Origin of the sequence: Roseobacter ponti, from assembly GCF_012932215.1 — a bacterium.
GTDB lineage: Bacteria > Pseudomonadota > Alphaproteobacteria > Rhodobacterales > Rhodobacteraceae > Roseobacter > Roseobacter ponti.
This window is the reverse complement of the sequence record NZ_CP048788.1, coordinates 1,311,880-1,324,862: the sequence shown is the minus strand read 5'-3', so window position 1 is coordinate 1,324,862 and position 12,983 is coordinate 1,311,880. Positions and strand designations below refer to the sequence as shown.

Genomic DNA, 12,983 nt, shown 5'->3' with positions numbered 1-12,983 from the left:
TTCTTACCGGAAACCGCCGGCCTTCCCGTAAGGGGGGGACCCCTGATCCTGTGCCGCCACTGGCCAGGATCACCCCCGGAGCCGCCCGTTCCGGGGACGCAGTATCCGACGCGCCGGCGCAAAGACAGAGCGCGGAGGTGCTGCACATCCCCTGCCCGGTCATCTCGGCCGAAGAAGACGCGCGCGACATCCACCGCCAGCGCGGCCAGTTTCTGGCCCGCCAGGACCGCTGGGAGGATCTGGTTGCCGAAATGGCGCGGGCCGACCTGGCCCGTGACGCGACACCCGCCGGAATGCCTGTGGCCGAGCTTTTGTGTTTTGGCGCACGCGCGGATGTGGTGATGGCCGTGGAACATGCGCTCACCGACGAGAACGCGGCCGGCAGCACGCCTCTGATCTCCGGGATCGAAGCGCTCGAGCATATGCTCGCCGATCATCCGGCCTGCGCCTGTCGCGCGGTCACAGTGGCGCAGGCGCATATGGACATCGGCTGGACCTGGCGCGGCACCGTGACAGCTGCACAGGTACCGGAAGACAACCGAGAGGCATTTGAAGCGCATTTCGACCGTGCTGCCGAGATCCTCAGCCCGTACCGGGAGCAGAGTTCCCGGTCACCGCTGATCAGAGCAGCCTTTTGTGCGCTGCATGGTCGCGGCGCGGGCACGACAGATGAACTGGTGCGCGACTACGAGACGCTTATTGATCTGCACCCCGACAACCCCGCGCCCATGCGCAGCCTTGGTGCCTACCTGTCGCCGCGCTGGTTCGGCAGCCGCGAAAAGCTGGAGCTGGAGGCGCGCAGAACAGCTGCGCGGCTCACCCCCAACTGGGGTGCCGGTGGCTATGCCTGGGTGATGATGGATGCACTTGCCGATGATGATGCCGCCTGCGCGCAGCTTGACCGGGAGTTTTTCATCGAAGGGCTGCACGATATTCTCGACCGCCGGCCCGACCAGCATACGGTCAATCTGCTGGCGGCGTGGTGTGCTGTATCACTTGGCCGCCAGATGAGCGGGCATGCCCGTGCCGACGCCACCCGCACCGCTATTGCAGGCTGCTGTGACTGGATCGTGCGCGGCTTCATGACAGAAATGCACCCGCTGATCTGGGCCCATGCGGCTCAGGGCTTTGACAACAACATCAGCATCGGATCGCCCCGCCGCTTTGCCAGCGCCGGAGAGACCGTGGCGCTGCGCACCATCCGGTCTGTCTTCGACACCGAAATCAGCGCCGGACAGCGCATTCTATTCACCGCAGACGGGCCGGTAACGGCGCCGCTGTGACACCGCACGAAAGGAACAGTTTATGGGACAGATCCCCGCAGATGCCGCCCACTGGGACAGCGGCGACTGGATAGAATGGCACCGCACCGCGATCGGTGAAGACCGCACGCCCTGCATCGCGACGCCCTCTGATCCGATGGCCGCCCTGACGGCCCTCAGCGTAAATATGCTGCACAGCGCGCGCGCCTGGTGGGAGGCCACAGGCGAACACCTTCCCGTCTATGACGCAATCGCCAAAGTGCATGCCGCACTTGAATACGATCTGCCCGTCTCCGGTGAGGATCCCGATCCCGAGCGCGTGATCCGGATCTGCGTGCTGCCACCGCATGGCCCTGACAACACGGTTGAGCTTGACCTTAGTGAACCCTTCAGTGCCGTTCTGATCGTGCGGATCCGCGACAACTGGACGGTGCAGTCGCGGATGATCTCACGCGCGCGGCTCAATTGCGCGGATGAAGGCACGCTGAAACTGTCTTGGGCCGCCCTTCCGGCGGCGCGCTGAAACACCGGGCCGGTATTTTAGCGGCCGAAAACGCGCCCGCCCTTGCGACCCTGCACAGGGTGATCTAAACCCGCTGCCAGTGCATTTTTCTCTATGAGGCGCGGCATGCTCGATCTGACCAGTGACACCCCGAAACCCAAAGTAATCGCCGGCGCAAAGCACGACTGGGAACTGGTGATCGGCATGGAAGTCCACGCTCAGGTCACCTCGAAAGCCAAACTCTTTTCCGCCGCCTCGACAAAATTCGGCGCAGAACCCAACAGCAATGTGGCGTTTGTGGATGCCGCAATGCCCGGCATGCTGCCTGTGATCAACGAATTCTGTGTTGAGCAGGCCGTGCGCACCGGGCTGGGCCTGAAGGCGGAGATCAATCTCGAAAGCGCCTTTGACCGCAAGAATTACTTCTATCCGGACCTGCCCCAGGGCTATCAGATTTCGCAGCTTTACCACCCGATCGTCGGCGAGGGCGAAGTACTGGTCGAGATGGGCGACGGCACCGCGCGGCTGGTACGGATTGAGCGTATTCACCTTGAACAGGACGCCGGAAAGTCGATCCACGACATGGATCCGAATATGTCCTTCGTCGACCTGAACCGCACCGGTGTTGCGCTGATGGAGATCGTCTCGCGCCCTGACATCCGCGGCCCCGAAGAAGCGGCGGCCTATGTGGTAAAACTGCGCCAGATCCTGCGGTATCTGGGGACCTGCGACGGCAATATGCAGAACGGCAATCTGCGTGCGGATGTGAACGTCTCCATCTGCCGGCCCGGTGATTACGAGAAGTATCAGGCCAGCCAGGATTTCGGCCATCTGGGCACGCGCTGCGAGATCAAGAACATGAACTCCATGCGCTTTATTCAGGCCGCGATTGAGGTCGAGGCGCGGCGCCAGATCGCCATTGTTGAAGCGGGCGGCAAAGTAGACCAGGAGACCCGCCTCTATGATCCGGACAAGAACGAGACACGCTCGATGCGCTCCAAGGAAGAAGCGCATGATTATCGCTATTTCCCAGACCCCGATCTGCTGCCGCTGGTAATTGAACAGGCCTGGGTCGATCAGATCAGCGCAGACCTGCCCGAGCTTCCGGATGCAAAGAAAGCCCGCTTTATCAATGATTTCGGCCTCGCAGATTATGACGCGTCGGTGCTGACAGCCGATCTGGACAGTGCAGGGTATTTCGAAGCCGTGGCGCAGGGGCGCGATGGCAAGATGGCCGCAAACTGGGTCATCAACGAACTGTTCGGCCGCCTGAAAAAGGATGACAAAGACATCGCCAGCAGCCCGGTCACGCCCGCGCAGCTCGGTGGCATTGTCGATCTGATCGCCTCGGATGCCATTTCAGGCAAGATTGCAAAGGATGTCTTTGAAATCTGCTACACGACCGGCCGCGACCCGGTTGAGATCGTGGAAACCGAAGGCATGAAGCAGGTCACCGACACCGGCGCCATTGAGGCCGCTGTCGATGAGATTATCGCCGCAAACCCTGATCAGGTGGCCAAAGCCCGCGAAAACCCCAAGCTTGCGGGGTGGTTCGTGGGTCAGGTGATGAAAGCCACGGGTGGCAAAGCCAATCCGAAAGTCGTCAACCAGCTGGTCGCGCAAAAGCTCGCCGGCTGACGGCTACGCGGGCGCACGGCTTGAGAGCGGTTCACAGCCTGCACCTGTTTTTTGGTGGGAGATCCGTGCTGTGCTCTGCACTGATTCAGCTGCACAGCGACAGGATAAGCTGCCATAAAAACGCAGGCCCCGGCAGATCGAGCACTGAATACATAACCGTGACCGCACTCAGCACAAATGTGGAGGCAATTACGCAAATAAGCAGCCTGGCTCGGGTGACCTCCGGGTCGCTTTCACGGAACACCGGGTTCAGCCGCATGGTCGCGGAGATGTTGTATGACAGGACAAGGTCGTCGGCTGTTCTCATCAGATTTTCCCAATCAGTCAGGCCGGATATTTGCCTCTGATTGTGACCACAAAATGGCAGATCATCTTTAAGAGATCGTAAAAATCTCATCTGCCCGCGGCCACACCGGCCTGAAACGTTTTGCCATACACCACAACCTGCCCTAAGTGTCAGGAATGCAGTCAGAAATCTCAGATCCACTGAACGTCGCCCCGTTCCGCTCCTCTGTTATGACCGTCCGCCCGGAATGGCTTGATTATAACGGTCATATGAATATGGCCTATTATGGCGTTCTTTTTGACGAGGCCGCCGATGAAATCTACACCGGGCTCGGGTTCGGTCCGGAGTATCAGAAAACCGGGTTCACCACTTACACGGCCGAATTTCACATCTGCTATCTGCGCGAGCTGCACCAGGGAGATCCGGTCATCGTGACCCTGCAGCTGCTGGATTTCGACGAGAAACGCTTTCACATCTATCAGGAAATCCACCATGCGGACGGCTGGTGTGCAGCAACGGGCGAATCCATGGGCCTGCATATTGATCAGTCAGGGCCACGCGTCGCACCGATGCCCACCGATATTCTCGCGCGCGTCCGGGCGCTGCACAAGGCGCATGGGCATCTGCCCTGGCCCGAACGCGCCGGACGCAGCATCGGAATCAAACGAAAGCAGTAACCGGGAGCCGGGGCGGTCCCGACCGTGGGCATGGCGTCTTTCCCATGGGTCAGCCAGTTGATATAGTTAACGCGGGTGTCTGAGAGGCTGAGCATGCCGCAATACGAATACAGGGTCATTCCCGCGCCGGACCGCGGCCTCAAGGCCAGGGGTTTCAGCACGGCGGATTCACGCTTTGCAAATGCGCTGCAGACCCTCATGAATGACATGGGCATGCGGGGCTGGGAGTACCAGCGGGCAGAAACTCTGCCGGTCTCAGACGGCGACGGGCCGGAATCCGCCGGGACACAGTGGCGCAACATGCTGGTCTTTCGCCGGCAGATCCCCGAGCGCTCGCCGCTGATCCTGCAGGCCACCGAACGGCTCGATGTGAAATACCCGCCCGCACCGGTGGCGGACGCCCCGCAAAAACGCGCCGAACCTCCCCGCCCGATGCCCTATTCGCAACCGGCAGGCCCCGATGATGATGCCTCACAAAGTGAGGGTGCAACCCGGATGCTGCGCGACAATGGCGTTGAAGAACACAGCGATGTCTCCGGCATCTCAAACGCGCTTATGCGTCTTGCGGCCAGCAGAAATCATTTTAAATCAGGAAACTGAGACGCAACGCTAAACGCCTACATCAAGTGCGAGTGCGTGGATTTTTCCGATCAGTTCAGGCCCGAGCGCCGTGTGAACGGCCCTGTGCCGTGCCAGCCGGTTCATGTCCTGAAAGACCGGCGCCCGGATGGCCACATTAAAATGGCTCTCGACGCCTTCGGTGAATCCGGCGTGGCCTCGATGGCTTTCTGTGTCATCGACAACCTCCAGCCGCGTCGGCTCAAAGGCTTCACGTAACCTTGTTTCGATCTCTTGTCGTTTAGACATTTTTTTGTCTCCGCCCCCTTCAATCTTTTCGCGTGCAGTCTAAACTAGGCGGCCTCGACTCGTATAGGTGCCAAAAAATGCCAAAGCCCGATCCCTTCGGATTCGATATGTCCGTGTCCTCCTCCAAAAAGAAAAACCCGCGCGGACGGCGGGGCATGTCCGGTGCGTCGGAAACATCGACCCGCATCTGCGACAAGGAAGGCTGTGGCGAAGCCGGCAAATACCGCGCACCGCGCGCACCCGATGTCCTTGACGACTATTACTGGTTTTGCCAGGCCCACGTGCGCGAGTACAATCTTAAGTGGAATTTCTTTGACGGCACGACCGAGGCCGAACTCAACGCGCAGATGTCCAAGGACAAAGTCTGGGAACGCGACACAAAACCGATGGGCGATCCGGAGGCGCGTGCCTGGGCGCGGCTAGGCATTGAGGATCCTCATCAGGTGCTGGGCGCCAATGCGACGCAGAACCCCGGGCGTGGTGCCCAGGCCGGGCGCCGTCTGCCCCCGACCGAACGGCGCGCCATTGAGATCCTGGAGGCAAAAGACACCTGGACCAAACCCGAGGTCCGCAAAGCTTACAAAGCGCTTATCAAAGTGCTGCACCCGGACATGAACGGCGGCGACCGAAGCCAGGAAGAACAGCTGCAGGAAGTTGTCTGGGCCTGGGACCAGATCAAAGGCAGCCGGAATTTCCGCGACTGAAACCAGCGGAAACCGCGGCCCCGCCCCGGGCCCTTTCCCTTGCACCCCGGCGCAATATGTTGCACCAGATGACCCGGGCAATTCGTGCCCGGACAGACCATCTTTCAAAGGACGACACCCATGGCCGACGGCGCACTGGACATCAACACCAAGCCCACTGAAGAGATCAACGTGCGCGAGGTCTTCGGCATCGACACCGATATGGTTGTTAAGGGTTTCGCCGATGGCAGCGACCGGGTGCCGGATCTGGATACCACCTACAAGTTCGATCCCGACACCACGCTGGCGATCCTTGCAGGGTTTTCCCACAACCGTCGCGTGATGATCCAGGGTTATCACGGCACGGGCAAATCGACGCACATCGAACAGGTCGCCGCGCGCCTGAACTGGCCCGCGGTGCGTGTGAACCTCGACAGCCACATCAGCCGGATCGACCTTATCGGCAAGGACGCGATCAAGCTCAAAGACGGCAAACAGGTCACTGATTTTCAGGAAGGCATCCTGCCCTGGGCGCTCCGCAACCCGACCGCAATCGTCTTTGACGAATACGATGCCGGCCGTGCAGACGTGATGTTCGTGATTCAGCGCGTGCTGGAAGTAGACGGTAAACTCACGCTGCTCGATCAGAACCAGGTGATTGAACCGCACCCCTATTTCCGCATCTTCGCGACCGCCAACACGGTTGGTCTGGGCGATACGACCGGTCTTTACCACGGCACGCAGCAGATCAACCAGGGCCAGATGGACCGCTGGAGCCTTGTCGCAACACTGAACTACCTCAGCATCGACGCTGAAACCGCGATCGTTCTGTCCAAAAACCCGCATTACAACACCGAAAAGGGTCGCAGGACCGTGAAGCAGATGGTCACGGTCGCCGACCTGACGCGGACGGCCTTTATGAACGGGGATCTTTCCACGGTGATGAGTCCCCGGACAGTGATCGCCTGGGCGCAGAATGCCGAGATCTTCCGCAACATCGGCTATGCGTTCCGGCTGTCCTTCCTCAACAAATGCGACGAGCTTGAACGCCAGACTGTGGCGGAATTCTATCAGCGCCTCTTTGACGAAGAGCTGCCCGAAAGCGCGGCCAGCGTGAGCCTCGGTTAAGGTGACACGCGCCGCCATCAGCACGCGCGCCGGGCGCGCCGGACGGGGGACTGGCCTTTGCGCCTGCGGCAAAAACCGGTCGGGGGCTCCGGCATGAGCAAAAAACAGTCCGACAACCCCGCCGACGCCTTTAAAAAGGCGCTGGGAGAAGCGACGAAGGTCATGGCGCATGACCCGGAACTGACGGTTTCCTATTCCGTTGATCCCGCCGGAATGTCCGGCGACGCGATGCGCCTGCCGCAGGTCAGCCGCCGCATGACACGCGAGGAAGTGCTGCTGGCACGCGGCACGGCCGATGCACTGGCTCTGAACCGGCGCTACCACAACGGCCAGACCCATGCGAAATATGCGCCTCAGGGCGATATGGCGCGCGATCTTTACGAGGCGATGGAAACCGCCCGCTGCGAGGCGATGGGGGCCCGGGACATGCCCGGCACTGCCGGCAATATCGATGCCAAGATCGGCCACGAATCCCTGCGCAAAGGCTATGATCAGGTCACCCAGGCAGCGGACGTGCCGCTGTCTGTGGCCGCAGGATATCTGATCCGTCACCTCGCAACCGGGCGTGATCTGCCCTCAGGCGCACAGAATGTCATGGAGCTGTGGCGCGGGTTCATCGAAGATCAGGCGGGTGGCACACTCGAAAACCTGGATGAGACGCTGGCGGATCAGTCGGCTTTTGCAAAGTTCGCCCGCCAGATGATTTCGGATCTGGGATATGGCGACCAGCTTGGCGACGACCCCGATCAGATTGACGAGGATCAGGAAGAGGACGCCGAGGACAGCTCTGAAGACGACAGCGAACCCGACAGCACCGGCCAGGACGATCAGGATGAAGAGGACGCCGATGCCTCCCCTGAACAATCCCAGGAAGAACAGCAGGACGCAGCCCAGGCTCAGGTCTCCATGGACGACATGGCCGATCAGGAGATGGGCGAAGAGGCCGAGATGCCTGAGGGTGAGGCCCCGCTTGAGCCGCCCGCCCCGCAGCCTGCCTCGGACGCGGACCCGAATTATCTGGTCTATCTCTCTGATCACGATGAGGAAATCGGCGCTGAAGAGCTTGCAGAACCGGTAGAGCTGGAGCGCCTCCGCGCTTATCTTGATCAGCAGCTGGAACCGCTGAAAGGCGCTGTCAGCCGGCTGGCCAACAAACTGCAGCGCCGTCTGCAGGCGCAGCAGAACCGCTCCTGGGAGTTTGATCTCGAAGAGGGCATGCTGGACGCAGGTCGCCTCGCACGTGTTGTCGCCAACCCGACGACACCGCTGAGCTTCAAGGTCGAGAAAGACACCGAATTCCGTGACACGGTCGTGACGCTGCTGCTCGACAATTCCGGCTCTATGCGCGGGCGCCCGATCTCCATCGCAGCGATCTGTGCCGATGTCCTGGCCCGCACACTGGAACGCTGCAACGTGAAGGTAGAGATCCTTGGCTTTACCACCCGCGCCTGGAAAGGCGGTCAGGCGCGCGAGGCGTGGCTTAATGACGGCCGTCCCCAGCAGCCCGGGCGGCTCAATGATCTGCGCCACATCATCTACAAATCAGCGGATGCGCCCTGGCGACGGACACGGCCCAATCTGGGTCTGATGATGAAAGAGGGCCTGCTGAAGGAAAACATCGACGGTGAGGCGCTCGAATGGGCGCACCGCCGGATGCTGATGCGCGCCGAGGCGCGCAAGATCCTGATGGTGATCTCGGACGGTGCGCCGGTCGATGACAGCACACTGTCGGTGAACCCTGCGAATTATCTGGAAAAACACCTGCGCGACGTCATTGCGATGGTCGAAAAACGCAAAGCGGTCGAGCTTCTGGCCATCGGCATCGGGCATGACGTGACGCGTTATTACGACCGCGCGGTGACGATCACGGATGTGGACCAGCTGGCCGGGGCGATGACCGAACAGCTTGCCGCACTCTTCGACAGCAATCCGCGGGCCCGGGCGCGCATGATGGGTATCCGCCGCGCAGGATAAAGTCTTACCTGCCTCCGGCGGGAGTATTTCAGCCAGAAGAAACCGGGGGACCCATGTTTCAGTCATTCAAAGTCACAGCACGGCCGGAACAGGGGCCGCCCCGCCTTGCCGCATTGCGCGAGGTTCTGGCCGCTGAGGGGCTGGACGGGTTCCTTGTGCCGCGCGCGGATGCGCATCAGGGCGAGTATGTCTCCGCGCATGACGAGCGGCTTGCATGGCTGACCGGATTTACCGGATCGGCGGGCTTTTGTGCGGTCCTGACCGGGATCGCGGGAGTGTTCATCGACGGGCGGTACCGGACGCAGGTGAAATCCCAGGTGGCGACTGAATTCACGCCGGTGCCCTGGCCCGAGGTCTCGCTGGGTGCCTGGCTTGCAGAGCAGTTGCCCGATGGTGGCACTGTCGGGTTTGACCCCTGGCTGCACACCCCGGGCCAGCTCGAAACGCTGGAGCGTGCGCTGAAAGGTCGTGGCATAGACATGCGCGCATGCGAAAATATGGCGGATCGTGTCTGGGACGATCAGCCGGCTCCGCCCCGCGCCCCGGTGCGTGTACACCCGATGGAATTTGCCGGAGAAAGCCACGGCTCAAAACGCGCACGCCTTTCCGAAGATCTGCGCGATGCCGGTCACCGCGCGGCCGTAATCACTCTGCCGGATTCCATCTGCTGGCTGCTGAACATCCGTGGCTCGGACATTCCGCGCAATCCTATCGCACAGGGGTTTGCCGTGCTGCACGACAACGGGCATGTGGCGCTGTTTATGGCGGCGGAAAAACTCGACGGGCTGACCGGGCATTTCGGCCCGGAAGTCAGCGTGCAGAACCCTGACGCTTTCGAGAACTTTGTTGCCGGACTGGACGGACCTGTCCGGCTGGACAAAGGTACCGTGCCCGTGGCGGTCTCGGACATTCTTGGTGACCGGGTGGTCTGGGGCGATGAGCCCTGCGCCCTGCCCAAAGCCCGCAAGAATGAGGCGGAGATCGCCGGGGCGGCAGCCGCACATCTGCGCGATGGCGCGGCAGTCGTTGAACTGCTGGCCTGGCTCGATGCGCAGCCCGCGGGCAGCCTCACCGAAACGCAGGTGGTCAGCCGTCTGGAAGCCCTGCGCCGTAACGACAACGCGTTGCAGGACATCAGCTTTGAGACCATCGCCGGCACCGGCCCGCATGGCGCAATCATGCATTACCGCGTCACCGAAGAGACCGATGCCACGCTTGAAGACGGTCATCTGCTCGTGCTCGACAGCGGCGGTCAGTACCTTGACGGCACGACCGATGTAACCCGCACCATTGCAATCGGTGACGTGCCCGAAGAGGCACGCGCGGCCTTTACCCGGGTGCTGCAGGGCATGATCGCCATGAGCCGCCTGCGCTGGCCGCAGGGGCTGGCCGGGCGTGATATTGAGGCCATCGGACGCATGCCACTCTGGCTTTCGGGGCAGGATTTTGACCATGGTCTCGGGCACGGCGTCGGTGCCTATCTGTCGGTGCATGAAGGCCCGCAACGCCTCAGCCGGATCAATCACGTGCCAATTGAGGCCGGGATGATCCTGTCGAATGAACCGGGTTATTACCGCGAAGGGGCATTCGGGATCCGCATCGAAAACCTGATCGTGGCGCAGGACGCGCCTGAACTGCCGGGCGGCGACGCCCACCGCAACATGCTGGACTGGCGGACACTGACATGGGTGCCCGTGGACCGGCGACTGGTGGTGCGGGAGATGCTGAGCACGGACGAACGCGACTGGCTCAACACATACCACGCGGCAGTGGCAGAAAAGATCGGCCCCCGGGTATCCCCGGATGCGAAAACATGGTTGGATGCGGCCACCGCACCGCTCTAGGCTGCGGGCACGATCATCGCTCTGAAGTGCAGAGCGACGGAATATCGTTAAAATTCAAAGGGGGGAGACCTGACATGGCCGATCATATCACCGTAAGGAAATCTGCGGGCACGTGGTCTGTCAGGGCCGGTGGCGCCGTTCTGGGAGAGAGCAGCGAAGCGCTGGAACTGGTGGAGGGCGACTACCCGCCGGTGATTTATTTTCCGCGGGATGACATCGCCATGGCTTTCCTCGACAAGACCGACAAATCCACACACTGCCCGCATAAAGGGGACGCCACATATTTCTCGGTCGTCACCAAAAGCACTACGCTGAAAGATGTCGCGTGGTCTTATGAAACCCCCAAAGAAGGCGTTGCGCGTATCAAAGATCACCTGGCCTTTTACACCACCGGCGATGTGACGGTCGAAGAAATCTGATCAGGAGTGTTCTTCGGCCGCCGTGGCCGCCAGCGCCCGGTTGTATGCCTTGAGAGCATCTACATGAAAGAGCGCGCCCAGTAACTCAGGCGGTGCCGCATCCTTGCTCAGAGACACCACCGGAACAAACTGCACGCCGGCTTCAAAGAGCGGCATTGCAGCTTCAAGCGTGGCGGTCGCATCAACATAAACGCCGTCGCCGATCATGTCCCAGCAAACCTCTTCACTGGCAGCACGCGGATGATCGGGCGGGCGCATCACACCGTTCACCCGGAACATAGCCAGCAGATAGGCCTGCGGGCCTGCCGCAAGGTGGATATCGCGCCGCTCAAGCTGGCTGAGAAAGAAACTGCGGTCCACAAGTTTTGAGGCCAGAGCGGTCGACATCGAAACCGCGACCATGACCGCCAGCCCGGTCTGCCAGTCTCCTGTCAGCTCAAACACAATGAGCGTTGTCGAAATCGGCGCGCCCAGCACGGCCGCCGCCACAGCGCCCGTCCCGGCGAGCGCATAAAGTGAAATGGATCCGGAAACCTCGGGGAAAACGCTGGTCGCGATCAGCCCGAAACTCAGCCCCGTCAGCGCGCCGACCATCAGCGATGGCGAGAATACCCCGCCGCCCATACGCCCCGCCATGGTCACTGCCACGGCGATGGTTTTAATCACCGCAAAGACAATCGCATCCCGCAGGAAAAGCTGGCCGTCCATGGCGAGGAACGTCGTTTCATACCCGACCCCGATGATATGCGGATACCAGATTGCGATCCCGCCGAGCAGTGCACCGGCAACCGCCGGGCGCAGCCAGCGCGGCAGACCGGTACGTTCCTGAACGTGATTGCCGAAATCATCCGCCCAGAAGATGGCTTTCATCAGAGCCACAGCCACCAGCCCACAGACCAGCCCGAGCAGAAGATAGGCAGGCATCTCCTGATAGAACTGCACGTCGTTAACGGTGGTCAGCGTGAACTCAGTCACGCCCCCGAATTCGAGGCGGTTGATGACCGTACCGGCTGCACTTGCAATCACAATCGGCGCAAAGGCGTGTACGGCAAAGTGGCGCAGCACCACCTCCAGCGCAAAGAGCGCCCCGGCAATCGGCGCGTTGAAGCTCGCGGAAACAGCCGCCGCAACGGCACAGCCCAGCAGATCGCGCCCGGTGATCCCGTCTGCATGCATGCGGCGGTTGACCCATGTGGAGATCACGGCCGCAAGGTGCACCACCGGTCCTTCCCGGCCACTCGACCCGCCGGTGCCAAGTGTGATCATCGAGGCCAGGGCAGAGGCCAGCCCGGCCCGCGTCTCGACCCGCCCGTCGTGCATCGCAGCGCCATGGATGACGTCCGCCACCGAGCGCGCGCGTGCATCGCGGGTGAAATTGTGCAGGATCAGTCCTACCACCAGCCCGCCGCAGATCGGAATGATCAGGATCATGTACCACGGCAGGGACTGCGCAAAGCTGTGCAGCAGACGCACGTCCTCGGTCCCGTAAAGGAAGGTCTGTAAGCTGTTGACACCCTTTCGGAAAAAGAGCGCTGCAAACCCGGCGGCGATACCAACCGCCAGCGCGATGAACCAGAACTGCACCTGACCCGGCCCGTGCTTGCGGATGTGTACGAGACCGTCACGGCAGGAGCTGACTGCCATGTCGAACTGTCTTGAGATATAGGAGCGGTCGTTGTCAGGCATCCGTTGCCCGCCCTGGG

The 12,983-nt window shown here is 61.4% G+C and carries 13 protein-coding genes; 10 read left to right on the top strand and 3 right to left on the bottom strand.

What is annotated here, in order from left to right; genetic code table 11:
* Positions 1 to 137 precede the first annotated feature (137 nt).
* The 3 genes from G3256_RS06380 (at position 138) to gatB (ending at position 3,402) form a co-directional block, all read left to right on the top strand.
* The gene (locus tag G3256_RS06380; protein WP_246227821.1) at positions 138 to 1,283 is read left to right on the top strand and encodes a hypothetical protein; all 1,146 of its coding nucleotides are present in this window, start codon (positions 138 to 140) and stop codon (positions 1,281 to 1,283) included.
* Between the two features lie 22 nt (positions 1,284 to 1,305).
* Entirely contained in the window at positions 1,306 to 1,785 is a 480-nt protein-coding gene (locus tag G3256_RS06375; protein ID WP_169640021.1) for a hypothetical protein, read from the top strand.
* 105 nt (positions 1,786 to 1,890) lie between these two features.
* Complete coding sequence (gene gatB, locus G3256_RS06370; RefSeq protein ID WP_169640020.1) at positions 1,891 to 3,402, top strand: Asp-tRNA(Asn)/Glu-tRNA(Gln) amidotransferase subunit GatB; 1,512 nt, start codon at positions 1,891 to 1,893, stop codon at positions 3,400 to 3,402.
* A gap of 85 nt (positions 3,403 to 3,487) precedes the next feature.
* Here the strand turns inward: gatB and G3256_RS06365 are convergent, their stop codons facing one another.
* Positions 3,488 to 3,709 carry a hypothetical protein gene (locus tag G3256_RS06365; protein WP_169640019.1) on the bottom strand — a complete coding sequence of 74 codons (222 nt, stop codon included), beginning with the start codon at positions 3,707 to 3,709 and terminating at the stop codon, positions 3,488 to 3,490.
* A 155-nt stretch (positions 3,710 to 3,864) separates the two neighbouring features.
* On the opposite strand from G3256_RS06365, the gene G3256_RS06360 reads away from it, so the two are divergent.
* Both G3256_RS06360 and G3256_RS06355 read left to right on the top strand, forming a co-directional pair.
* The gene (locus G3256_RS06360; protein ID WP_169640018.1) at positions 3,865 to 4,365 is read left to right on the top strand and encodes a thioesterase family protein; all 501 of its coding nucleotides are present in this window, start codon (positions 3,865 to 3,867) and stop codon (positions 4,363 to 4,365) included.
* A 93-nt stretch (positions 4,366 to 4,458) separates the two neighbouring features.
* Positions 4,459 to 4,965 carry a DUF4177 domain-containing protein gene (locus G3256_RS06355; protein ID WP_169640017.1) on the top strand — a complete coding sequence of 169 codons (507 nt, stop codon included), beginning with the start codon at positions 4,459 to 4,461 and terminating at the stop codon, positions 4,963 to 4,965.
* Between the two features lie 9 nt (positions 4,966 to 4,974).
* On the opposite strand, the gene G3256_RS06350 is transcribed toward G3256_RS06355, so the two are convergent.
* On the bottom strand, positions 4,975 to 5,232 hold the full coding sequence (locus G3256_RS06350) for a BolA family protein (RefSeq protein WP_169640016.1): 258 nt from the start codon (positions 5,230 to 5,232) through the stop codon (positions 4,975 to 4,977).
* A 77-nt stretch (positions 5,233 to 5,309) separates the two neighbouring features.
* On the opposite strand from G3256_RS06350, the gene G3256_RS06345 reads away from it, so the two are divergent.
* The 5 genes from G3256_RS06345 to G3256_RS06325 all read left to right on the top strand — a co-directional run bounded on the left by G3256_RS06345 (position 5,310) and on the right by G3256_RS06325 (position 11,280).
* Positions 5,310 to 5,936 (top strand): J domain-containing protein, encoded by a 627-nt coding sequence (locus G3256_RS06345; protein ID WP_169640015.1) that lies wholly within the window; start codon positions 5,310 to 5,312, stop codon positions 5,934 to 5,936.
* A gap of 120 nt (positions 5,937 to 6,056) precedes the next feature.
* Positions 6,057 to 7,043: a cobaltochelatase subunit CobS gene (gene cobS, locus G3256_RS06340; RefSeq protein WP_169640014.1), complete on the top strand. Its 987-nt coding sequence runs from the start codon at positions 6,057 to 6,059 to the stop codon at positions 7,041 to 7,043.
* Positions 7,044 to 7,136: 93 nt separating this feature from the next.
* The gene (gene cobT / locus G3256_RS06335; RefSeq protein WP_169640013.1) at positions 7,137 to 9,017 is read left to right on the top strand and encodes a cobaltochelatase subunit CobT; all 1,881 of its coding nucleotides are present in this window, start codon (positions 7,137 to 7,139) and stop codon (positions 9,015 to 9,017) included.
* A 53-nt stretch (positions 9,018 to 9,070) separates the two neighbouring features.
* The gene (locus tag G3256_RS06330) at positions 9,071 to 10,861 is read left to right on the top strand and encodes an aminopeptidase P family protein (RefSeq protein WP_169640012.1); all 1,791 of its coding nucleotides are present in this window, start codon (positions 9,071 to 9,073) and stop codon (positions 10,859 to 10,861) included.
* A 74-nt stretch (positions 10,862 to 10,935) separates the two neighbouring features.
* Positions 10,936 to 11,280 (top strand): DUF427 domain-containing protein, encoded by a 345-nt coding sequence (locus G3256_RS06325; RefSeq protein WP_169640011.1) that lies wholly within the window; start codon positions 10,936 to 10,938, stop codon positions 11,278 to 11,280.
* On the opposite strand, the gene G3256_RS06320 is transcribed toward G3256_RS06325, so the two are convergent.
* Positions 11,281 to 12,966 (bottom strand): chloride channel protein, encoded by a 1,686-nt coding sequence (locus G3256_RS06320; RefSeq protein WP_169640010.1) that lies wholly within the window; start codon positions 12,964 to 12,966, stop codon positions 11,281 to 11,283.
* Between the last annotated feature and the right edge of the window lie 17 nt (positions 12,967 to 12,983).